Here is a 22,259-nt window from a genome sequence, read left to right as displayed (position 1 = left end):
TCCCGCCGACGGCTGACGATGTTTCACGTGAAACATGAAGGGGGCCGGCCCGCACGGGTCGGCCCCCTTCATGTTCCCGAACCCGTTACAGCGGCCGCAGCGCGGGCTCCTTCTGGACCGCGCCCAGCAACCGGTCGAGCGCCAACTCCACGTCTTCCTTCCAGGAGAGCGTGGTCCGCAGCTCCAGCCTCAGCCGTGGATGGACGGGATGGGGACGCACCGTCTTGAAGCCCACCGCCAGCAAGTGATCGGCCGGGAGCACGCAGGCCGGTTCCTTCCAACGGGCATCGCCGAACGCCTCGATCGCCCTGAAGCCCCGCCGCAGCAGATCCTTGGCGACCGTCTGGACCATCACACGGCCAAGTCCCTGCCCCTGGTAGCCCGGCATGATGAACGCGGTCATCAACTGCACCCCGTCCGGCGACACAGGGCTCGTGGGAAACGCCGCCGAGCGGGGGACGTAGGCGGGAGGCGCGTAGAGGACGAAACCCACGGGGGCGTCGTCCACGTAGACGACCCGGCCGCATGATCCCCAGTCGAGCAGGACGGCCGAGATCCAGGACTCCTTCTCCAGGGCGGACGTGCCCGCTTTTACCGCGGCCGCACCGCTGACGGGGTCCAGCTCCCAGAAGACACACGAGCTACAGCGCTTGGGAAGGTCCTGAAGGTTGTCCAGCGTGAGCGGTACGAGCCGGCGCCCCATGAAGGCTGTTCCTCGCTTCCTTCGCCCACAGCGTCGCGGGCGGCTGTCAGAGCGCTCCGTTCCCTGAGCAGACTGCCGACGAAGCCGCCGACCGCGCCCAGCCCCAGTCCGGCGCTCACCAGTCCGGTCCGGCTCATCGTTCGCATGGCCCCCGCCTCCCGCTCCGAGGTACTGCCAGGTGGATGCGCCAAAGCCTCATCGCATCGTATCCACGATGCGATTCCATCGATACCGCCTGAAAGCAAAGAGCGAGCCGTGTTCCGGTACACACCGGACACGGCTCGCTCACAGGGTTCCCACGGCCAGGGCGGCCCGCCGGGGCCCGCGGATCAGTCGTCCGCTTCCTCGGTGTCGCCCTCGACGAGGCCCTTCTGCAGGACCGGGCCCTCACCGGGAGCGAGCGAGCCGAGGATGCGCTCGAGGTCCTCCATGGACGCGAACTCGACGGTGATCTTGCCCTTCTTCTGCCCCAGGTCGACCTTCACCCGCGTCTCGAAGCGGTCCGAGAGCCGGGTCGCGAGGTCGGTCAGCGCCGGGGAGACTCGCCCGCCGGCACGCGGCCCCTTGGCACGCTGAGCCGTCTGCGGACGCGAGCCCATGAGGGTCACGATCTCCTCGACGGCCCGCACCGAGAGTCCCTCGGCGACGATGCGGTGAGCCAGTCGGTCCTGCTCCTCCGAGTCGTCGACGGAGAGGAGCGCCCGGGCGTGACCGGCGGAGAGCACTCCCGCCGCGACCCGGCGCTGGACCGCCGGCGAGAGCTTGAGCAACCGCAGCGTGTTGGAGACCTGCGGGCGGGATCGACCGATGCGGTCCGCCAACTGGTCGTGCGTGCAGTTGAAGTCCCTCAGCAACTGGTCGTAGGCGGCGGCCTCTTCCAGCGGGTTCAACTGGGCCCGGTGGAGGTTCTCCAGGAGGGCGTCCAGAAGCAGCTTCTCGTCGTCCGTGGCCCGCACGATCGCCGGGATCGCCTCCAGGCCGGCCTCACGGCAGGCCCGCCAACGCCGCTCGCCCATGATGAGTTCGTAGCGCGAGGGGCCAGCCTGGCGCACGACGACCGGCTGGAGAAGGCCGACCTCCTTGATGGAGGTGATCAGCTCGTGCAGCGCGTCCTCGTCGAAGACATCACGCGGCTGGCGTGGGTTCGGCGTGATCTGGTCCAGGGGGATCTCGGCAAAGAACGCCCCGATGGGAGACGCGGGCATCTCCAGGCCGCCGTTCGCCGACGGCTCCTCTGTTTCACGTGAAACAGGCGGCAGCATGGCCACCTTCGCTGCGGCCACCCCGCGGTCCGTCGTCAGGACCGGCACGGCTGCGGGAGACGTGGATCCCCCGCCGCCCACCGCGGCCTGCGCCGGCATCTTCTCCGTCGGGGCAGCGGGGATCAGTGCGCCAAGACCTCGGCCTAGTCCCCTCCGTCGCTCACTCACTGGATCCCCTCCACCATGTTCCGGTTGTTCTGGGCGCCGATGTGGGCGTGCGTCGCGTCATAGCTGACGTCGACGCCCTTCAGCGCGAGTTCGCGTGCTGCCTCAAGGTAGGAGAGGGCGCCGCTCGATCCGGGATCGTAGGTCAGCACCGTCTGCCCGTAGCTCGGCGCTTCGGAGATACGGACCGAGCGGGGAATGCTCGTCCGCAGCACCTCGTCGCCGAAGTGGGTGCGCACCTCGTCGGCGACCTGTGACGCGAGGCGCGTCCGGCCGTCGTACATGGTGAGCAGGATGGTCGACACGTGCAGGGCGGGGTTGAGGTGCCCTCGCACCAGGTCGACGTTGCGCAGCAACTGCCCCAGTCCTTCCAGCGCGTAGTACTCGCACTGGATCGGGATGAGGACCTCGGCGCCGGCCACCATCGCGTTGACCGTCAGCAGGCCGAGCGAGGGCGGGCAGTCGATGAGGATGTAGTCCAGCGGCTGTTCGTAGGCCTTGATCGCTCGCTGTAGGCGGCTCTCCCGTGCCACCAGGGACACCAACTCGATCTCCGCACCGGCGAGGTCGATCGTGGCGGGAGCGCAGAAGAGTCCCTCTACATCGGGGACCGGCTGAACGACTTCAGCGAGGGGCCGGCTTTCGACCAGCACGTCGTAGATGGACGGAACCTCGGCGTGGTGGTCGATCCCCAGGGCGGTGGACGCGTTGCCCTGCGGGTCGAGGTCGACCACCAGGACCCGGCTGCCGTGCAGGGCCAGGGATGCGGCAAGGTTGACGGTCGTCGTCGTCTTGCCCACCCCGCCCTTCTGGTTGGCGACCACGATCACACGGGTCTGCTCAGGGCGTGGCAGACCCTCGCCGGCGCGGCCCAGAGCCTCCACCGCAAGTTGGGCAGCACGACCGATCGGAGTGTCGTCCATGGGGGGCGGTGTTTCACGTGAAACATCCTCCCCGAACGACTCGGTACGGGGACCGGGGACCGGATCGGTCATCGGTCCCGCGATGTTGGCGTCGGACCGCACGGATTCACTCTCCTCGACTTCAGGCTCGCAGTGAGCAGAGCCTCCCATGTCTTCGGGGTGGTGAACCAGTGAGGCCTGTTGTTCTGTGGAGAAATCCACCTCTGTGGACAACTTCGACCCCTCATCGAGTGAACCGAGGGGCTTGCGGTCGCGGGGTTCGGCCGCGGCGCGGCCGCGGCTGATGATGCCGTGGAGCAGAGAGCGACGTTTCACGTGAAACACGATGCCCGGCGGTCAGGGCGGCGTCTGCGCGACACCCCGGTATACGTACGTTTGGCTTCTTGTGTGGAGTGAGGCGACTACCGAGCCAAGCCCGAGGGCGATCGAGTGCCTTACGTCACAATGAAAACGGCCGAATGAAGAGCTCCACTCGCCTATATGCGTCCCGCTGCCGAGCTGAGCGCGTGGCAGCCGACCGAGATCGTCACCGGTTTCGGTCCGTCAGCAGGCCGGATCCCCAAGGGTCTTGAGCCCGGATCAGGGCGGGCCGACGACAAGCCGGAGTGGGTGTTCCTGGCCGCCGTGACAGGCCTGCTGCTTCTGCCCGGTTTCGCGCTGCTGATCGTGGCGGTGCGTCGGGGGGGCGTCCGCGGGACAGGACGGCACCGAAGCCTGGCGGCCCGCCCTTCTGGCGCCTTCGTCGCCGCCCTGCCCGTCACCGCAGCTCTGCTGCTGGCATCCCCAACCGCGACCAGGGCCGCTGGATCGTGCTTCTCGGAGTCGCGGGGATCGGCATGGTGTCCGTGGCCGCAGGGTGTGCCGCCGCGGCCACGTTCCTGCGCCGGGACCGGGCGCTCGCCGCGCGGTCGACGACGGCCGAGCCCGGCCGGGCGAACGGAGCACGGCGCTGTGGTCCGTCCTGGTGCCCCTGGCCTGCGCCGGACTGGTCGGCCCCCTCATGGCCGCCTGGTTCTCCGCGCCCGTCAGCAACGGAGGACCGTCGGACTGCTGATCACCTGCGGTGCTGTCGTCGTGGTCGTGGCTCTGCTCGCATGGCGGCTGTACTCCGTGCTGGTCGCCACGCGTCGCACGCCCCCGCACCCGTGCTGGTGGCGGAGGGCCGCGCCGGCGCGGAGTGACGCGGACGGCTCCCCGGCTCCTCCTCCCCCTGCTCGGCCCCTCCTTCAGCACGGGCCCGGCGGGCCGAGCTGGCAGGTCAGCGGCGGCGCCGGACCCGGCCGGTCCGGGCGGCCTTGGCTCGCTTGGCGGCGAAGCGTACGCCGCCTGGGCTCTCGCCGACCTCGACCCGTACCACCGTGGACAGCGGGTCGACGACGCCCTCGCCGACATGCAGGATCGACGTGCTCACGGCGCCGAGCTTGCTCAGTGCCGTGGCGGCGCTCTTCAGCTCCTCCTCGGCGGCGTCGCCCTTGAGGGCGAGCATCTCGCCGTAGGGGCGCAGCAGCGGGATGCCCCAGGCGGCCAGGCGGTCCAGCGGGGCGACGGCACGGGCGGTCACCACATGGACCGGCTGGACCGTGCCCATGACCTCCTCGGCACGACCCCGCACGACCGTCACATGGTCCAGACCGAGGAGCTCGACGACCTCGGTGAGGAAGTTGGTGCGTCGCAGCAGCGGCTCCAGCAGGGTGATCTTGAGGTCTTCGCGTACGAGCGCCAGGGGAATGCCGGGCAGACCGGCGCCCGAGCCGACGTCGCACACGGTCACGCCCTCGGGCACGACCTCGGAGAGCACCGCGCAGTTCAGGATGTGCCTCTCCCACAGGCGGGGCACCTCGCGTGGGCCGATGAGCCCGCGCTGTACTCCTGCCTCGGCCAGCAGCTCGGCGTAACGGACCGCATCGCCGAAGCGATCGCCGAATACCTCACGTGCCACTTCGGGCGCGGGGGGGAGCTCCGCTGCCTCCGTCACGGGGACCGTCCTTCCGTACCGCATCAGCGCTCGACGCGCCGACCACCAGAACTACCAGGCTGACAAAGACCGGCCCCGTCTGCGCAACAGACGGGGCCGGGGATACGTACGTACCGAATCAGTTGGGCAGCACGACGACGAAGCGCTGCGGCTCCTCGCCCTCGGACTCGCTGCGCAGGCCCGCGGCCTTGACCGCGTCGTGGACGACCTTGCGCTCGAAGGGCGTCATCGGCTGCAGCTTCACCGGCTCACCGCTGTTCTTCGCGTCGGTGGCGGCCTTGGCGCCCAGCTCGGAGAGCTCGGCGCGCTTCTTGGCGCGGTAGCCGTCGACGTCCAGCATCAGGCGGCTGCGGTCGCCGGTCTCCCGGTGCACGGCCAGGCGCGTGAGTTCCTGCAGCGCCTCCAGCACCTCGCCGTCCCGGCCGACCAGCTTCTGCAGGTCACGGGTGCCCGCGTCGCTGATGATCGACACGGCGGCGCGGTCGGCCTCGACGTCCATGTCGATGTCGCCGTCGAGGTCGGCGATGTCCAGCAGACCCTCGAGGTAGTCCGCCGCGATCTCGCCCTCCTGCTCCAGGCGGGTCAGGGTGTCTGCACCCTCGTCGGCAGCGGAGGTGGTGCCTTCCGTCACGGGATGGGCTCCTTCTTACTTCTTGGACGGGGACTTGGGGCGCTGCGGGCCGCCCTTGCGCTGCCCGGACTGGGCCTTGCTGCGGCCTGCGGCACCGGGCTTGGCGGACGCCTGCTGGGCGGCGCCGGTGGCACCCGTGGCACCGGAGGGCTTGGCGTCCTCCGGCTCGTCGGACTTGGTCAGCGAGGTGGGCTCGCCGGCCGCCTTGGGGGCCGTGGAATGGCGCTGGGACTTCGACTGCCGCTTGGGCTGCTGCCGCTTGGCGGCGGCCGTGCTCGTCGGCGTGCCGTCCTCGGCCTGGGCGGCGGCCTGCGCCTCGCTCTTGATCACGGTGCCGTCGGTCTGGGCGGCGAAGCCCACCTTGGTCAGACCGGTGATGAACTTGCGCTCGGCGTCGTTGCGGTCACGGCCCTTGGCGACGATGGCCTTGATGATGGCCCGCTCGCTGCGCCGACGCGTCTTGCCGTTGTGCGTGACGTGCTTGTACAGGCGCTCCAGGTAGGCGGCCTGGGCCTTGGAACCCGGCGTCGGGTTGTTGCGGATGACGTACATCTGCTGGCCCATGGTCCACAGGTTGGTGGTGAGCCAGTAGACGAGGACACCGACCGGGAAGTTGATGCCGAAGACGGCGAACATGACCGGGAAGACGTACATCAGCATCTTCTGCTGCTGCATGAACGGCGTCTTCACCGAGGTGTCGACGTTCTTCGTCATCAGTTGGCGCTGCGTGAAGAACTGCGAGGCCGACATCAGGACGATCATGATCGCGGTGACCACCCGGACGTCCAGCAGCGAGGCGCCGAGGGCCTCCACCTTCGCCGAGCCGTCGGTGAACTTCGCGGCCAGCGGAGCGCCGAAGATGTGCGCCTTGCGCGCGCTCTCGAGCAACTGCTCGTTGATGACGCCGATCTTGTCGCCCGTGGCGATGCCGTTGAGCACGTGGTACAGGGCGAAGAAGAACGGGGACTGCGCCAGGATGGGAAGGCACGAGGAGAGCGGGTTGGTGCCCGTCTCCTTGTAGAGCTTCATCATCTCTTCGGACTGGCGCGCCTTGTCGTTCTTGTAGCGCTCCTGGATCTTCTTCATCTCGGGCTGCAGCGTCTGCATGGCCCGGGTCGACTTGATCTGCTTCACGAAGAGCGGGATCAGGCAGATACGGATCAGGATCACCAGGGACACGATCGACAGGCCCCAGGCCCAGCCGGTGTCCGGGCCGAAGATGGCCCCGTACACCGAGTGGAACTGGACGATGACCCAGGAGACAGGTGTCGTGATGAAGCTGAAGAGGCTGGCAATCGTGTCCACTAATCATGCTCCTTGGGCATGGGACGGTGTCTCTGCGGCCGGGCTCGAAGGAGTATTCGCTCCGGTGGCCGTTTCGGCGGCGGAGGTCCCGCCCCTGCGTGCACGCCAGGCGTCACGCAACATTTCGTGCCACCGCGGGCGCTTGCGCGGCGGGACATGATCCACTCCACCCGGCGACCACGGATTGCACCGCAGGATGCGCCAGGCAGTGAGTGCCGTTCCCTTGATGGCACCGTGCCGGTCGATGGCCGTGTAGCCGTAGTGGGAGCACGACGGGTAGTACTTGCACACCGGCCCGAGCAGTGGACTGATCGTCCACTGGTAGAGCTTGATCAGAGCCAGCAGCGGGTACTTCATCGCGCGCCCCCTCCCAGTAGCCGTTGTAGGGCGGCATCCAGGTCTTGGGCCAGCAGTGCGTGGTCGGCGTCGCCCGCCCCGGGCAGCGCCCGTACGACTACCAGGCTACCGGGGGGGAAGAGGGTGACTCGGTCGCGCATGAGGTGACGCAGTCTGCGCTTCACCTTGTTGCGTACGACCGCGCCTCCCACGGCCTTGCTCACGACGAAACCCGCACGCGTCGGGGGAGCGCTCTCCCCAGGCGCGTGCGGGTCCGTGGCACCGCTTCGAAAATGGACGACGAGGGTCGGGCGTCCGGCCCGACGGCCCCGTCGTACTGCGGTCGCGAAGTCCTCGCGCCGCCTCAGCCGATGCTCGGTAGGCAGCACGACGTCATGACCTGATCAGGATCAGGCGGACAGGCTCGCGCGACCCTTGCCACGGCGGTTCGCGAGAATCGCGCGACCGGCACGGGTACGCATCCGCAGGCGGAAGCCGTGGGTCTTGGCGCGACGACGGTTGTTCGGCTGGAAGGTGCGCTTGCTCACTCGGGGGCTCCAGAAATCAATCGGTGGTGGCGGGGTGCCGTCCTGGCTGTCACCGTGCGCCCACGAGGTAGCTCGCGGTCAACGCCCGAGTGCACCGCTTCCCGATCACCTGACGCGATCTGTGCCCATCGGAGGCAGGCGGCAGCAGCCATCGACAACTCGACCTGGTTACGGTACGCGCGGCTACGCCATCCGGTCAAACCGGCGGTCACGGGGAGACACTGTCCACAGGCTGGGGACAACAACTTGAACCGTAGCGGCCGCCCTGACTACCTTGGCTGAACTCCGATTCGTTCCTTTGTCCCTGCCCCCACCCGATATGAATCCCGACCGTCCCACAACCACACGTTCGTGGGACCCACGAGAGAGCGTGCCCTGTGGCTGACGTGCCTGCCGATCTTGCCGCAGTGTGGCCACGAGTACTGGAACAGCTCCTCGGTGAGGGCCGGGGCCAGGGCGTCGAGGTGAAGGACGAGCGCTGGATCCGGCGCTGCCAGCCGCTCGCGCTGGTCGCCGACACCGCCCTGCTCGCCGTACCGAACGAATTCGCCAAGGGCGTCCTCGAAGGGCGCCTCGCGCCGATCGTCAGCGAGACGCTGAGCCGCGAGTGCGGGCGCCCGATCCGTATCGCGATCACCGTCGACGACTCCGTCGGCGAGCCCCCGCCCCCGTCGGCGCCCCCCGCACAGCAGTCGCGCTACGAGGAGCCCGAGCTCCCGTCGGGCCCGTCCGGCCCGTACGAAGGGCAGCAGGACGGCCGGTACGACACTAAGTACGACAAGCCGTATGAAAGCCAGTACGAGGGGTACGGCCGGCATCGCGCCGACCAGTTGCCCCCGACGCCCGGCGACCAGCTCCCCGGCTCGCGCCCGGACCCGCTGCCCACCGCGCGGCCGGCGTATCCGTCGGAGTACCAGCGTCCCGAGCCCGGCGGCTGGCCGCGGCCCCAGCAGGACGAGTACGGCTGGCAGCAGCAGCGGCTCGGTTTCCCGGAGCGCGACCCGTACGCGTCGCCTTCGTCGCAGGACTCCTACGGGCCCAACTCCCAGGGCCCGTACGGCACCTCGTCGCAGGACTCCTACGGTCCTCCGTCGCAGGACTACCGCCCGCAGTCGATGGAGCGGCCGCCCTACGACCCGTCGCCGTACGAGCAGAAGCGCGCGGAGTACGAGGCGTCGCGCTCCGACTACGACCAGCGCGACGGGGGCCGGCGTGACCTGTCGGATCCGTCGGCCGGTCCCGGGCATCCGCACCGCGGCGGCCCGGGCGGTCCCGGGTCGGCGGGCGGGCAGTCCTCGGCGAAGCCCGGCCCCGGTGAGCCGACCGCGCGGCTGAACCCGAAGTACCTCTTCGACACCTTCGTCATCGGCGCCTCCAACCGGTTCGCGCACGCGGCCGCCGTCGCCGTCGCCGAGGCGCCCGCGAAGGCCTACAACCCGCTGTTCATCTACGGGGAGTCGGGCCTCGGCAAGACGCACCTGCTGCACGCCATCGGGCACTACGCGCGCAGCCTCTACCCCGGCACGCGCGTGCGGTACGTGAGCTCCGAGGAGTTCACCAACGAGTTCATCAACTCGATCCGCGACGGCAAGGGCGACAGCTTCCGCAAGCGGTATCGCGAGATGGACATCCTGCTCGTCGACGACATCCAGTTCCTCGCGGACAAGGAGTCGACGCAGGAGGAGTTCTTCCACACCTTCAACACGCTGCACAACGCCAACAAGCAGATCGTGCTGTCCAGCGACCGGCCGCCGAAGCAGTTGGTCACGCTGGAGGACCGGCTGCGGAACCGTTTCGAGTGGGGTCTGATCACCGACGTCCAGCCGCCCGAGCTGGAGACGCGGATCGCGATCCTGCGCAAGAAGGCGGTGCAGGAGCAGCTCAACGCCCCGCCGGAGGTGCTGGAGTTCATCGCCTCGCGGATCTCGCGCAACATCCGTGAGCTGGAGGGCGCGCTGATCCGGGTGACGGCGTTCGCGTCGCTCAACCGGCAGCCGGTGGACCTGGGGCTGACGGAGATCGTCCTGAAGGACCTGATCCCCGGCGGCGACGACTCCACGCCGGAGATCACCTCGACGGCCATCATGAGCGCGACCGCCGACTACTTCGGCCTCACGATCGAGGACCTGTGCGGCAGCTCGCGCGGCCGCCAGCTCGTCACGGCGCGGCAGATCGCCATGTACCTGTGCCGCGAGCTGACGGACCTGTCGCTGCCGAAGATCGGCGCGCTGTTCGGCGGCCGCGACCACACGACGGTCATGCACGCGGACCGCAAGATCCGCAATCTGATGGCCGAGCGGCGCTCCATCTACAACCAGGTGACCGAGCTGACCAACCGCATCAAGAACGGCTGACGGCACCCCGGTACGCGTCGGAACGCGTCACACGAGCGCGTCGCGTACGTCGCTGAGGGCGCCCCTGGAGGACATCCGGGGGCGCCTTTTCGTCGTTCCGGGGCCCGGCACGGGGGTCGATGGCGGCCGCGACGGCGGCCTCGGAGGGGGTCCGCGGGCGTCGGCCGGCGTCGGCGGCGGCCTGCGACGGTCGTCCGCCGCTCACCCGGTGTTCGATTACCGGCCGGGTTACGGCCACTCTCCACAGATTCGGTGACTTTTTCCCGTCCACACCCTGGGGACTGGGAAGTTGTCCAGACTGTGTCCACAGGCAGCCTTGGGGAGAGACCATCAGACCAGGTCAACAGGCTGTGGATTAGTGGACAAACGTTATCCACAACCTGTGGACAAAGAATTGATCCACACCCTGTGCACGGAGTTGTCCACCGGCAACCCACAGGTTGAGGCCGGTTGTCCCCAGCGATCCCGGGCTTCTCCACATGTCTGTCCACTGTTCGGCAACCCGACGCGCCTCCTCACCGGGTCGAGTGAAAGGCGTCACACGAAGTTGCCGGGTTGGCCTGTGGGAAAGACGGGTAAAGCTGGGGACGACTCTGGGGACAAGTCGGCCCTCCCTGTGCATGGAGTGTGCAGAACTTTCTGTTCTCCACAGAAGGCCCCGGTTATCCACCGCCTCCACCCACAGGGTCGGTGGATAAAATATCGGCCCTGAGCTGCGAAAACGGGGTTATCCACGGTATCCACAGGCCCTACTACTACTAACAACTAGAGAGAGCTGAGAATCCGTTTCGAAGTGGGTCCTGTGCACAACTCGCTCCTCGGTGCCCGGCTGCCCCTCGTCACGACTTGACCCCGAGGGGCACCGACTGTCAGTGCGGTGCGTCAGACTGGTCCCCGTTGGTCGGTCCTTCCCCTCAGCGGAACCGATCACACCGAGACAGACGACGAAGGCCAGGCAGGGCGAGAAGCGCCGGCAACAGCAGGAGGCGGCAAGAGTGAAGATCCGGGTGGAACGCGACGTACTCGCGGAAGCCGTGGCCTGGGCGGCACGCAGCCTCCCGGCCCGTCCGCCGGCGCCGGTCCTCGCCGGCCTGCTGCTGAAGGCCGAGGACGGCCAACTGAGCCTGTCCAGCTTCGACTACGAGGTCTCCGCGCGGGTCTCCGTGGAGGCCGAGATCGACGAGGAGGGCACGGTCCTCGTCTCCGGCCGCCTGCTCGCCGACATCTGCCGCGCCCTGCCCAACCGCCCGGTGGAGATCTCCACGGACGGCGTCCGGGCCACCGTGGTCTGCGGCTCCTCCCGCTTCACCCTCCACACCCTGCCGGTGGAGGAGTACCCGTCGCTGCCGCAGATGCCGAACGCGACGGGCACCGTCCCCGGCGAGGTCTTCGCCTCCGCCGCCGCCCAGGTCGCCATCGCCGCCGGGCGCGACGACACGCTGCCCGTCCTCACCGGTGTGCGCATCGAGATCGAGGGCGACACGGTCACGCTGGCCTCCACCGACCGCTACCGCTTCGCGGTCCGCGAGTTCCTGTGGAAGCCGGAGAACCCGGAGGCCTCCGCGGTCGCCCTGGTGCCCGCCAAGACGCTCCTGGACACCGCCAAGGCCCTCACGAGCGGCGACAGCGTCATCCTGGCGCTGTCCGGCGGCTCGGGCTCCGGAGAGGGCCTGATCGGCTTCGAGGGCGCGGGCCGGCGTACGACCACGCGTCTCCTGGAGGGCGACCTCCCGAAGTACCGCACGCTGTTCCCGACCGAGTTCAACTCCGTCGCCGTGATCGAGACCGCCCCCTTCGTGGAGGCCGTCAAGCGCGTCGCCCTGGTCGCCGAGCGCAACACCCCGGTGCGGCTCAGCTTCGAGCAGGGCGTGCTCATCCTGGAGGCTGGCTCCAGCGACGACGCACAGGCTGTGGAGCGCGTCGACGCCCAGCTCGACGGCGACGACATCTCGATCGCCTTCAACCCGACCTTCCTGCTGGACGGCCTGAGCGCCATCGACTCCCCGGTCGCCCAGTTGTCCTTCACGACGTCCACGAAGCCCGCGCTGCTCAGCGGCAAGCCGGCGCTGGACGCGGAGGCGGACGAGGCCTACAAGTACCTGATCATGCCGGTGCGCCTCAGCGGCTGACCGGCTGGGGGTGTGGGGGTCGTCCCCCACAAGATCGCAGTATGCCGGTGCGCCTGAGCGGCTGACCGGCTGCCGGAGGCACTGCTTGACGGGTCGTCCAACGTCGTCCACAGGCCGTGGAGAAAGTCCGCCCGGCCTGTGGACTCTGTGGACGAAGCCGCAGGTGGACGCGCGGATGGGCCGTACGTTTGAGCGCGTGGGCCCACAGGTGTGCGTGACGGTCCGGGGCTAGGCTCGGACAGGGGTACGAAGGTGCCCCACACGCCACACAGCGACCTAAGGAACAACTGATGGAGCTCGGTCTCGTCGGCCTCGGCAAGATGGGCGGCAACATGCGCGAGCGGATCCGCCGCGCCGGCCACACCGTCGTCGGATACGACCGCAACCCGGACCTCGCCGACGTCCACAGCCTCGAAGAGCTGGTGGGCAAGCTCCCCGGCCCGCGCGTGATCTGGGTGATGGTCCCGGCCGGCGCCGCCACGCAGTCGACCGTCGACGAGCTCGCCGAACTGCTGGAGCCGGGCGACGTCGTCGTGGACGGCGGCAACTCCCGCTGGACGGACGACGAGAAGCACGCCGAGGAACTGGCCGCCAAGGGCATCGGCTTCGTCGACGCGGGCGTCTCGGGCGGCGTCTGGGGCCTGCAGAACGGCTACGCCCTGATGGTCGGCGGCGACGCCGAGAACATAGCCAGGGTCCAGCCCGTCTTCGACGCCCTCAAGCCCGAGGGCGACTTCGGCTTCGTCCACGCCGGCAAGGTCGGCGCGGGCCACTTCTCGAAGATGGTCCACAACGGCATCGAGTACGCCATGATGCAGGCTTACGCCGAGGGCTGGGAGCTGCTGGAGAAGGTCGACTCCGTCACGGACGTGCGCGAGGTCTTCCGCTCCTGGCAGGAGGGCACGGTCATCCGTTCCTGGCTGCTCGACCTGGCCGTCAACGCCCTGGACGAGGACGAGCACCTCGACCGGCTGCGCGGCTTCGCACAGGACTCCGGCGAGGGCCGCTGGACCGTGGAGGCGGCGATCGACAACGCCGTGCCGCTGCCCGCGATCACGGCCTCGCTGTTCGCGCGGTTCGCCTCCCGGCAGGACGACTCGCCGCAGATGAAGATGATCGCGGCGCTGCGCAACCAGTTCGGCGGCCACGCGGTCGAGACGAAGTGATCCACCGGGTCGCCCCGCGATCCACAACCCTGGGGGAGGTCGGCGAACGACCATGCACGTGACGCATCTGTCGCTGGCCGACTTCCGCTCGTACGCCCGGGTCGACGTCCCGCTCGACCCGGGCGTCACCGCCTTCGTGGGCCCCAACGGGCAAGGCAAGACGAACCTCGTGGAGGCCGTCGGCTACCTCGCCACCCTCGGCAGCCACCGGGTCTCCTCGGACGCCCCCCTGGTCCGCATGGGCGCCGACCGCGCGATCATCCGGGCCCAGATCAGGCAGGGCGAGCGGCAGCAACTGGTCGAGCTGGAGCTGAACCCCGGCCGCGCCAACCGCGCCCGCATCAACAGGTCCTCGCAGGTCAGACCCCGTGACGTGCTGGGCATCGTACGGACTGTGCTGTTCGCGCCCGAGGATCTCGCGCTGATCAAGGGCGACCCCGGTGAGCGGCGGCGCTTCCTGGACGAGCTGATCACCGCGCGCTCCCCGCGCATGGCGGGCGTGCGCTCCGACTACGAGCGGGTGCTGAAGCAGCGCAACACGCTCCTGAAGACGGCCGCGCTCGCGCGCCGGCACGGCGGCCGCTCCATGGACCTCTCGACGCTCGACGTGTGGGACCAGCACCTCGCGCGCGTGGGCGCCGAACTGCTCGCCCAGCGGCTCGACCTGGTGGCCGCGATCCAGCCGCTGGCAGACAAGGCGTACGAGCAACTGGCCCCGGGCGGCGGTCCGGTCGCCCTGGAGTACAAGCCGTCCGCCCCCGGCGAGGCACGCGCGCGTGAGGAGCTCTACGGGCAGCTCATGGCCGCGCTCGCGGACGTCCGCAAGCAGGAGATCGAGCGGGGCGTCACCCTCGTAGGGCCCCACCGGGACGATGTGATTTTCAAACTCGGCTCGTTGCCTGCCAAGGGGTACGCCTCCCACGGCGAGTCCTGGTCCTACGCGCTCGCCCTGCGGCTGGCCTCCTACGACCTGCTGCGCGCCGAGGGCAACGAGCCGGTGCTGGTCCTGGACGACGTCTTCGCCGAGCTGGACGCGCGGCGACGGGAGCGGCTGGCCGAGCTGGTCGCGCCCGGCGAGCAGGTGCTGGTCACGGCCGCCGTCGACGACGACGTACCGCAGGTGCTCGCCGGGACGCGGTACGCCGTGGCCGAGGGGACGGTGGAGCGGGTATGACCGCCGACGAGTCCGTACCGAAGGTCCCGCAGATCCCGGACGCCCCGAGGGCTGCCAAGAAGGCGCCCGAGCCGTCCGGTGTCGACCTCGCGCGCGTGGCGCTCAAGGCGGCGCGGGAGCAGGCACGCGCGCGTGGGGACGCGGCGCAGCAGAAGAAGCAGGCGCGGCGCGGGGGCGGCCTGCGCTCCGGCGCGCGCGCGGACGGCCGCGACCCGATGGCGCTGGGTGCTGCGATCAACCGGCTGCTCACCGAGCGCGGCTGGGAGGCGCCGGCCGCGGTGGGCGGTGTGATGGGCCGGTGGCCGCAGATGGTCGGCGAGGACGTGGCCAAGCACTGCGTGCCGGAGCGGTACGACGAGGAGGAGCGGGTGCTCGTCGTGCGCTGCGACTCCACGGCCTGGGCGACGAACCTGCGGCTGCTCGCCCCGACGCTCGTCGCGCGCCTCAACGAGGATCTGGGCCACGGCACGGTGCGGCTGATCAAGGTGCTCGGCCCCGGTGGTCCCGTGCGCCGCTACGGGCCCCTCAGGGCCCCCGGGAGCACCGGTCCCGGCGACACCTACGGGTGACGTGTGTCACGTGCGCGAAGGCCGGGACGGTCCTGTGGGGATCGCCCGGCCTTCGTCGTGTTCCGGCCGCGTACGGGGGCGTATGGCGTGGTGACTCCCAAGTAGCCAAGGGTTGACACCCGGAAGCGCTGAGTGCCTCCGTGAGCCTCTTGGAGCCCCCTTCCACATATCGGGACCCGGAAGAGACCGGTTGAGGGCGGCACATGCGGACTCAGGTACCGGCAAACCCCCATCACTGTCAGTGCTACCGGTAGACTGGAAGCCAATCCCGCCCCGCACGTGGGGACCGCCCGGGAAAAGCTGAGCAACGCTGATCAAGGCTTACCAACGCAACATGCCGCAGCCGCTCCGGCAACCCGCCGACGAGCCTGGCTAGTGCTGTGCCAGAAAGGGCGCTTCGTGGCCGATTCCGGCAACCCCAACGAGAACATCCCGTCCACCGACGCCGGCGCGAACAGCGTGGCGAGCACCTCGAGCCACGAGGTGACCGCTTCGTACGACGCCAGCGCCATCACCGTCCTCGAGGGTCTGGACGCGGTCCGCAAGCGACCCGGTATGTACATCGGCTCGACCGGTGAGCGCGGTCTGCACCACCTGGTGTACGAGGTCGTCGACAACTCGGTCGACGAGGCGCTGGCCGGCCACGCGGACACCATCGACGTGACGATCCTGGCCGACGGCGGGGTGCGCGTCACCGACAACGGCCGCGGCATCCCGGTCGGCATCGTCGCCTCCGAGGGCAAGCCGGCCCTCGAGGTCGTGCTCACCGTCCTGCACGCGGGCGGCAAGTTCGGCGGCGGCGGCTACGCGGTCTCCGGTGGTCTGCACGGCGTCGGCGTGTCGGTCGTGAACGCCCTGTCGAGCAAGGTCGCCGTCGAGGTGAAGACGGACGGCCACCGCTGGACGCAGGACTACAAGATGGGCGTGCCCACGGCCCCCCTGGTCCAGCACGAGGCGACGGACGAGACGGGCACCTCGGTCACCTTCTGGGCCGACGCCGACATCTTCGAGACCACGGAGTACTCCTTCGAGACGCTCTCGCGGCGCTTCCAGGAGATGGCGTTCCTCAACAAGGGTTTGACGATCAAACTCACGGACGAGCGCGAGTCGGCGAAGGCCACGGCCGGGGCGGACGAGGCGGGTGCGGACGAGAAGGACGAGGTCAAGACCGTCACGTACCACTACGAGGGCGGCATCGTCGACTTCGTGAAGTACCTCAACTCCCGCAAGGGGGAGGCGGTGCACCCCACGATCATCGACCTGGAGGCGGAGGACAAGGACAAGAGCCTGTCCCTCGAGGTCGCCATGCAGTGGAACAGCGGTTACAGCGAGGGTGTGTACTCCTTCGCCAACATCATCCACACGCATGAGGGCGGTACGCACGAAGAGGGCTTCCGCGCGGCGCTGACGAACCTGGTCAACAAGTACGCGCGCGACAAGAAGCACCTGCGCGAGAAGGACGACAACCTCACGGGTGACGACATCCGCGAGGGTCTGACGGCGATCATCTCGGTGAAGCTCAGCGAGCCGCAGTTCGAGGGCCAGACGAAGACCAAGCTGGGCAACACGGAGGCGAAGACCTTCGTCCAGAAGGCCGTCTACGAGCACTTGAACGACTGGCTGGACCGCAACCCGGTCGAGGCGGCGGACATCGTCCGCAAGGGCATCCAGGCGGCCACCGCGCGCGTGGCGGCCCGCAAGGCCCGCGACCTGACGCGCCGTAAGGGTCTGCTGGAGTCGGCGTCCCTGCCGGGCAAGCTGTCCGACTGCCAGTCGAACGACCCGATCAAGTGCGAGATCTTCATCGTCGAGGGTGACTCCGCCGGCGGTTCGGCCAAGTCCGGCCGCAACCCGCAGTACCAGGCGATCCTTCCGATCCGGGGCAAGATCCTCAACGTCGAGAAGGCGCGGATCGACAAGATCCTGCAGAACCAGGAGATCCAGGCGCTGATCTCCGCCTTCGGCACCGGTGTGCACGAGGACTTCGACATCTCCAAGCTCCGCTATCACAAGATCATCCTGATGGCGGACGCCGACGTCGACGGCCAGCACATCAACACCCTGCTGCTGACCTTCCTGTTCCGCTTCATGCGGCCGCTGGTCGAGGCCGGGCACGTGTTCCTGTCCCGCCCGCCGCTCTACAAGATCAAGTGGGGCCGCGAGGACATCGAGTACGCGTACTCGGACCGTGAGCGCGACGCCCTGATCGAGATGGGCCGCCAGCGCGGCAAGCGCATCCGCGAGGACTCGATCCAGCGCTTCAAGGGCCTCGGCGAGATGAACGCCGAGGAGCTGCGCATCACGACCATGGACCAGGAGCACCGCGTCCTCGGCCAGGTCACGCTGGACGACGCCGCGCAGGCGGACGACCTTTTCTCGGTCCTCATGGGCGAGGACGTCGAGGCGCGCCGCGCCTTCATCCAGCGCAACGCCAAGGACGTCCGGTTCCTCGACATCTGAGTCGGTCTGAGCTGACCGCACCAGGAAGGATTCCCACCAGCCATGACCGACGAGAACACTCCCGTCACCCCTGAAGAGGGCGGCGACATCGTGATGCGCATCGAGCCCGTCGGGCTCGAGACGGAGATGCAGCGCTCGTATCTCGACTACGCGATGTCCGTCATCGTCTCCCGCGCGCTGCCGGACGTGCGGGACGGCCTCAAGCCCGTCCACCGCCGCGTCCTGTACGCCATGTACGACGGCGGCTACCGGCCCGAGAAGGGCTTCTACAAGTGCGCCCGCGTCGTCGGCGACGTCATGGGCAACTATCACCCGCACGGCGACTCCTCGATCTACGACGCGCTGGTGCGCCTCGCGCAGCCGTGGTCGATGCGGATGCCGCTGGTGGACTCCAACGGCAACTTCGGCTCTCCCGGCAACGACCCGGCGGCCGCCATGCGGTACACCGAGTGCAAGATGATGCCGCTGTCGATGGAGATGGTCCGCGACATCGACGAGGAGACCGTCGACTTCACGGACAACTACGACGGCCGCTCTCAGGAGCCGACCGTCCTGCCGGCCCGCTTCCCGAACCTGCTGATCAACGGCTCGGCCGGCATCGCGGTCGGCATGGCGACCAACATCCCCTCGCACAACCTGCGCGAGGTCGCGTCCGGCGCCCAGTGGTACCTGGAGAACCCGGAGGCCTCGCACGAGGAGCTGCTCGACGCCCTCATCGAGCGCATCAAGGGCCCGGACTTCCCGACCGGTGCGCTCGTGGTGGGCCGCAAGGGCATCGAGGAGGCGTACCGCACGGGCCGTGGCTCGATCACCATGCGGGCGGTCGTCGCGGTCGAGGAGATCCAGAACCGCCAGTGCCTGGTGGTCACGGAGCTGCCCTACCAGGTCAACCCCGACAACCTCGCGCAGAAGATCGCCGACCTGGTGAAGGACGGCAAGGTCGGCGGCATCGCGGACGTCCGTGACGAGACGTCGTCGCGCACCGGCCAGCGCCTGGTGATCGTCCTGAAGCGGGACGCGGTCGCCAAGGTCGTCCTGAACAACCTGTACAAGCACACGGACCTGCAGTCGAACTTCGGCGCCAACATGCTGGCCCTGGTCGACGGCGTACCGCGCACGCTCTCGCTCGACGCGTTCATCCGGCACTGGGTGACGCACCAGATCGAGGTCATCGTCCGCCGTACGAAGTTCCGGCTGCGCAAGGCCGAGGAGCGGGCGCACATCCTGCGCGGCCTGCTGAAGGCCCTGGACGCCATCGACGAGGTCATCGCGCTGATCCGGCGCAGCGACACCGTCGAGATCGCGCGCGGGGGCCTGATGAGCCTCCTGGAGATCGACGAGATCCAGGCCAACGCCATCCTCGAGATGCAGTTGCGCCGGCTCGCCGCCCTGGAGCGCCAGAAGATCATCCAGGAGCACGACGAACTCCAGGCGAAGATCACCGAGTACAACGCGATCCTGGCGTCCCCGGTCCGCCAGCGCGGCATCGTCAGCGAGGAACTGGCCGCGATCGTCGAGAAGTACGGCGACGACCGCAAGACGATGCTGGTGCCCTACGACGGTGACATGTCCATCGAGGACCTGATCGCCGAAGAGGACATCGTCGTCACCATCTCGCGCGGCGGCTACGTCAAGCGCACGAAGACGGACGACTACCGCTCCCAGAAGCGGGGCGGCAAGGGCGTGCGCGGCGCGAAGCTCAAGGAAGACGACATCGTCGACCACTTCTTCGTCTCCACCACGCACCACTGGCTGCTGTTCTTCACCAACAAGGGCCGCGTCTACCGCGCGAAGGCCTACGAGCTGCCCGACGCCGGGCGTGACGCGCGTGGACAGCACGTCGCGAACCTGCTGGCCTTCCAGCCGGACGAGGCGATCGCCGAGATCCTCGCGATCCGCGACTACGAGGCGGCGCCGTACCTGGTGTTGGCCACCAAGGGCGGCTTGGTCAAGAAGACGCCGCTGAAGGATTACGATTCACCGCGTTCCGGCGGTGTGATCGCGATCAACCTCCGTGAGACGGAGGACGGTTCCGACGACGAACTGATCGGAGCCGAACTCGTCTCGGCGGACGATGATCTGCTTCTGATCAGCAAGAAGGCACAGTCGATCAGGTTCACCGCCACGGACGAAACGCTGCGGCCCATGGGCCGTGCCACGTCGGGTGTCAAGGGCATGAGCTTCCGTGAGGGAGACCAACTGCTCTCGATGAATGTTGTTCGACCCGGTACGTTCGTGTTCACTGCCACAGACGGCGGGTACGCGAAGCGGACCGCCGTCGACGAGTACCGCGTCCAGGGTCGCGGCGGCCTCGGTATCAAGGCCGCCAAGATCGTCGAGGACCGCGGTTCTCTCGTCGGCGCGCTGGTGGTCGAGGAGACCGACGAGATCCTCGCCATCACGCTGTCCGGCGGTGTGATTCGTACGCGAGTCAACGAGGTCAGGGAGACGGGCCGTGACACCATGGGCGTCCAACTGATCAACCTGGGCAAGCGCGATGCCGTCGTCGGCATCGCACGTAACGCCGAGGCGGGGCGCGAGGCGGAGGAGGTCGACGGCGTGGATGCCGTGGACGAGACCGCCGAGGGCGCCGCGACCACCGGCACGGACGAGGGTGAGTCGCCCTCCTCCGAGTAGCACGAGGAGAGAGTCATCGTGAGCGGAGCCACGGGCGCCGGTACGTCTGCCGGTACGGACAAGAACGGCGGAGGCCGTGGCTCCGCCGCCCCGGCGGGGGATGCGCGTACGACCGACGCGCGCGACGCCGGGGGCGGTGACGGGCGTCCGGCGGACACCCACACGACCCAGTTGAAGGCCATCAAGGCGCCCGTGGCGGAGCCGCCCTCGCCGTCGCCTTCGTCCTCGCCCGAGACGCAAGGACCGAAGGGGTCGAAGGGATCCAAGGGGGGAACCGTGACGGACACCCGGGGCGCGCAGGCCAAGCAGCAGCCTGCCGAAGGCTCGCCGCTGCCCGGTGAACGCCAGCCGCAGCAGCCCGCCGGCCCCTACCACCCGCCGCAGGCCTACTCGACGCAGGCACCGGCCGGTGTCGCCGCCGGCGCCGGTGCCGGCGCTGACCCGGCTGCCGTACGGCGGCCGCGGACCGGTGCCCGCACCACGCCCCGCGTGCGCAAGGCGCGCCTGCGTGTGGCGAAGGCCGACCCGTGGTCGGTGATGAAGGTCAGCTTCCTGCTCTCCATCGCGCTGGGCATCTGCACGATCGTCGCGGCCGCCGTGCTGTGGATGGTCATGGACGCGATGGGCGTCTTCTCGACGGTCGGCGGCACGATCTCGGAGGCGACCGGCTCGAACGAGTCGAACGGCTTCGACCTCCAGGCCTTCCTGTCGCTCCCCCACGTCCTGATGTTCACGTCGATCATCGCGGTCATCGACGTCGTCCTCGCGACGGCCCTCGCGACGCTCGGCGCGTTCATCTACAACCTCTCCGCCGGCTTCGTCGGCGGCGTCGAGCTGACGCTCGCCGAAGACGAGTGACCTTTGTCGTCGTAGCGGCTTCAAACCTCCCCTGAGGGCCCCGCCCCTATCGATTTTGGGACTGCCCACGTCGTGCGCTAATCTTCAGGAGTCAGCGCGCGGGACACACTCCCGTAAAGCGCGGCGGGGCTATAGCTCAGTTGGTTAGAGCGCATCCCTGATAAGGATGAGGCCACAGGTTCAAATCCTGTTAGCCCCACCAGCACTGAGACCCCCAACCGATCTGGTTGGGGGTCTTTGGCGTCTACGGCATCCATGACATCCACGGGTGACATCTACGGGTGCATCAACGGGCCGTGCCCGCCTGATGAGGGGCGGGGCACGGCGAAGGCCCGGTGGCTCCTGGGGAGCTGCCGGGCCTGGTTCGTGCGGGCTGTACGCAAGTTCGCCGTCACGTCGGGGGTGGGGAGCGCTCAGCGCTGGAGGGGGACGGCCGGCTCGGCCTGTTCGGCAGGGTTCGCGGGGTCGCAGGTGGCCGTGGTGTGCTCGGCCGATTCGGTGTCCGGGAGGCCGCGGTGGCGGCAACTGGGGGACTTGCCGTGTGCCTCGGCGTGGATGCGTTGCTTCATGGTGGGGGGCAGGGAGCGGTCCTGGGCCCAGAGCCAGGCCGATGAGGTCGGCGGCCATGCCGTCGTGTGCGCGGTGGCGCCGGTCTCGCTGCTGCGCGTCGGCTCGGTGCGGGCCACCGCCGTCGTGGCGGTCGTCGTGATGAGTCCGAGCGCCGTGCACAGCGCGAGGAAGGCGGTGACGATGGCGGTCCACAGCTTCATGATCCGGTTGTCGGTCATGGCCCCTCACTTTCAGGTTGGGCGATTTGCGTACTTTCCTCATGATGTGTATGGAGGTCGCGAAGTGGTGGACCGACGCTCGCGGCGTGGCGTTGTTCTGATGAACACCACTCGTATGGGTGCAGGAGGGTTCTGGAGGGGAGGAAAATGGAGGAAAAGGGGTGAGTACGGGCGAACCTCACCCTCCGTCGAGGTGTGATCACCCTCCGATCGGAGTGGTGTGAGCTGCCTCTACTGCGCTGCCGAGGGCGGGAGTTGAGGGCGGACGCAGGTCAC

The 22,259-nt window shown here is 68.7% G+C and carries 18 protein-coding genes and 1 tRNA gene; 9 read left to right on the top strand and 10 right to left on the bottom strand.

What is annotated here, in order from left to right:
• Positions 1 to 85: 85 nt before the first annotated feature.
• From BMZ82_RS23740 to rpmH, 9 genes are all read right to left on the bottom strand, one after another.
• A complete protein-coding gene (locus BMZ82_RS23740) occupies positions 86 to 703 on the bottom strand; it encodes a GNAT family N-acetyltransferase (protein WP_093779034.1) in 618 nt (205 codons plus the stop codon).
• A 329-nt stretch (positions 704 to 1,032) separates the two neighbouring features.
• Entirely contained in the window at positions 1,033 to 2,133 is a 1,101-nt protein-coding gene (locus tag BMZ82_RS23735) for a ParB/RepB/Spo0J family partition protein (RefSeq protein WP_093779032.1), read from the bottom strand.
• Positions 2,130 to 3,203: an AAA family ATPase gene (locus tag BMZ82_RS23730; RefSeq protein ID WP_093779030.1), complete on the bottom strand. Its 1,074-nt coding sequence runs from the start codon at positions 3,201 to 3,203 to the stop codon at positions 2,130 to 2,132. Before BMZ82_RS23730 ends, BMZ82_RS23735 begins: the two co-directional genes overlap by 4 nt.
• 1,108 nt (positions 3,204 to 4,311) lie before the next feature.
• The gene (gene rsmG / locus BMZ82_RS23725; protein WP_093779028.1) at positions 4,312 to 5,028 is read right to left on the bottom strand and encodes a 16S rRNA (guanine(527)-N(7))-methyltransferase RsmG; all 717 of its coding nucleotides are present in this window, start codon (positions 5,026 to 5,028) and stop codon (positions 4,312 to 4,314) included.
• A 118-nt stretch (positions 5,029 to 5,146) separates the two neighbouring features.
• The gene (locus BMZ82_RS23720) at positions 5,147 to 5,659 is read right to left on the bottom strand and encodes a Jag family protein (RefSeq protein WP_093779026.1); all 513 of its coding nucleotides are present in this window, start codon (positions 5,657 to 5,659) and stop codon (positions 5,147 to 5,149) included.
• A gap of 15 nt (positions 5,660 to 5,674) precedes the next feature.
• On the bottom strand, positions 5,675 to 6,964 hold the full coding sequence (gene yidC, locus BMZ82_RS23715; protein ID WP_093779024.1) for a membrane protein insertase YidC: 1,290 nt from the start codon (positions 6,962 to 6,964) through the stop codon (positions 5,675 to 5,677).
• Between the two features lie 3 nt (positions 6,965 to 6,967).
• The gene (gene yidD / locus BMZ82_RS23710; RefSeq protein ID WP_093779022.1) at positions 6,968 to 7,321 is read right to left on the bottom strand and encodes a membrane protein insertion efficiency factor YidD; all 354 of its coding nucleotides are present in this window, start codon (positions 7,319 to 7,321) and stop codon (positions 6,968 to 6,970) included.
• Positions 7,318 to 7,689: a ribonuclease P protein component gene (gene rnpA / locus BMZ82_RS23705; RefSeq protein ID WP_093779020.1), complete on the bottom strand. Its 372-nt coding sequence runs from the start codon at positions 7,687 to 7,689 to the stop codon at positions 7,318 to 7,320. Before rnpA ends, yidD begins: the two co-directional genes overlap by 4 nt.
• A 21-nt stretch (positions 7,690 to 7,710) precedes the next feature.
• Entirely contained in the window at positions 7,711 to 7,848 is a 138-nt protein-coding gene (gene rpmH / locus BMZ82_RS23700; protein WP_006381191.1) for a 50S ribosomal protein L34, read from the bottom strand.
• Positions 7,849 to 8,225: 377 nt separating this feature from the next.
• Here rpmH and dnaA point away from each other — a divergent pair, with 377 nt between their 5' ends.
• The 9 genes from dnaA (at position 8,226) to BMZ82_RS23650 (ending at position 21,397) form a co-directional block, all read left to right on the top strand.
• Positions 8,226 to 10,202 carry a chromosomal replication initiator protein DnaA gene (gene dnaA / locus BMZ82_RS23695; RefSeq protein WP_093779018.1) on the top strand — a complete coding sequence of 659 codons (1,977 nt, stop codon included), beginning with the start codon at positions 8,226 to 8,228 and terminating at the stop codon, positions 10,200 to 10,202.
• A gap of 995 nt (positions 10,203 to 11,197) precedes the next feature.
• Complete coding sequence (gene dnaN / locus BMZ82_RS23685; RefSeq protein WP_093779014.1) at positions 11,198 to 12,331, top strand: DNA polymerase III subunit beta; 1,134 nt, start codon at positions 11,198 to 11,200, stop codon at positions 12,329 to 12,331.
• 290 nt (positions 12,332 to 12,621) lie between these two features.
• Positions 12,622 to 13,497: a phosphogluconate dehydrogenase (NAD(+)-dependent, decarboxylating) gene (gene gnd / locus BMZ82_RS23680; RefSeq protein WP_093779012.1), complete on the top strand. Its 876-nt coding sequence runs from the start codon at positions 12,622 to 12,624 to the stop codon at positions 13,495 to 13,497.
• 52 nt (positions 13,498 to 13,549) lie between these two features.
• Entirely contained in the window at positions 13,550 to 14,671 is a 1,122-nt protein-coding gene (recF, locus tag BMZ82_RS23675) for a DNA replication/repair protein RecF (protein ID WP_093779010.1), read from the top strand.
• The gene (locus tag BMZ82_RS23670) at positions 14,668 to 15,240 is read left to right on the top strand and encodes a DciA family protein (protein WP_177244628.1); all 573 of its coding nucleotides are present in this window, start codon (positions 14,668 to 14,670) and stop codon (positions 15,238 to 15,240) included. Before recF ends, BMZ82_RS23670 begins: the two co-directional genes overlap by 4 nt.
• Positions 15,241 to 15,615: 375 nt before the next feature.
• Positions 15,616 to 17,700, top strand: a complete 2,085-nt coding sequence (gyrB, locus tag BMZ82_RS23665; protein WP_093779008.1) for a DNA topoisomerase (ATP-hydrolyzing) subunit B — start codon at positions 15,616 to 15,618, stop codon at positions 17,698 to 17,700.
• Between the two features lie 42 nt (positions 17,701 to 17,742).
• Positions 17,743 to 20,337 (top strand): DNA gyrase subunit A, encoded by a 2,595-nt coding sequence (gene gyrA, locus BMZ82_RS23660; protein ID WP_093779006.1) that lies wholly within the window; start codon positions 17,743 to 17,745, stop codon positions 20,335 to 20,337.
• An 18-nt stretch (positions 20,338 to 20,355) separates the two neighbouring features.
• A complete protein-coding gene (locus tag BMZ82_RS23655; protein WP_093779003.1) occupies positions 20,356 to 21,195 on the top strand; it encodes a DUF3566 domain-containing protein in 840 nt (279 codons plus the stop codon).
• Between the two features lie 125 nt (positions 21,196 to 21,320).
• A tRNA-Ile gene (locus tag BMZ82_RS23650) sits at positions 21,321 to 21,397 on the top strand.
• A gap of 211 nt (positions 21,398 to 21,608) precedes the next feature.
• On the opposite strand, the gene BMZ82_RS23645 is transcribed toward BMZ82_RS23650, so the two are convergent.
• Complete coding sequence (locus tag BMZ82_RS23645) at positions 21,609 to 21,983, bottom strand: DUF6344 domain-containing protein (protein ID WP_093779001.1); 375 nt, start codon at positions 21,981 to 21,983, stop codon at positions 21,609 to 21,611.
• Positions 21,984 to 22,259 lie beyond the last annotated feature (276 nt).

The sequence above is a fragment of the Streptomyces sp. yr375 genome, from assembly GCF_900110755.1.
GTDB lineage: Bacteria > Actinomycetota > Actinomycetes > Streptomycetales > Streptomycetaceae > Streptomyces.
Note: the sequence above shows the minus strand (reverse complement) of the source record. Positions and strands in the feature narration are given on the sequence as shown.

What these genes read in the sequence shown, in the direction of transcription:
- BMZ82_RS23740 (WP_093779034.1), bottom strand. Translation starts at nt 703, where the DNA reads ATGGGGCGCCGGCTCGTACCGCTCACGCTGGACAACCTTCAGGACCTT.
- BMZ82_RS23730 (WP_093779030.1), bottom strand. Translation starts at nt 3,203, where the DNA reads ATGGGAGGCTCTGCTCACTGCGAGCCTGAAGTCGAGGAGAGTGAATCC.
- yidD (WP_093779022.1), bottom strand. Translation starts at nt 7,321, where the DNA reads ATGAAGTACCCGCTGCTGGCTCTGATCAAGCTCTACCAGTGGACGATC.
- gnd (WP_093779012.1), top strand. Translation starts at nt 12,622, where the DNA reads ATGGAGCTCGGTCTCGTCGGCCTCGGCAAGATGGGCGGCAACATGCGC.
- recF (WP_093779010.1), top strand. Translation starts at nt 13,550, where the DNA reads ATGCACGTGACGCATCTGTCGCTGGCCGACTTCCGCTCGTACGCCCGG.
- BMZ82_RS23670 (WP_177244628.1), top strand. Translation starts at nt 14,668, where the DNA reads ATGACCGCCGACGAGTCCGTACCGAAGGTCCCGCAGATCCCGGACGCC.
- gyrA (WP_093779006.1), top strand. Translation starts at nt 17,743, where the DNA reads ATGACCGACGAGAACACTCCCGTCACCCCTGAAGAGGGCGGCGACATC.
- BMZ82_RS23645 (WP_093779001.1), bottom strand. Translation starts at nt 21,983, where the DNA reads ATGACCGACAACCGGATCATGAAGCTGTGGACCGCCATCGTCACCGCC.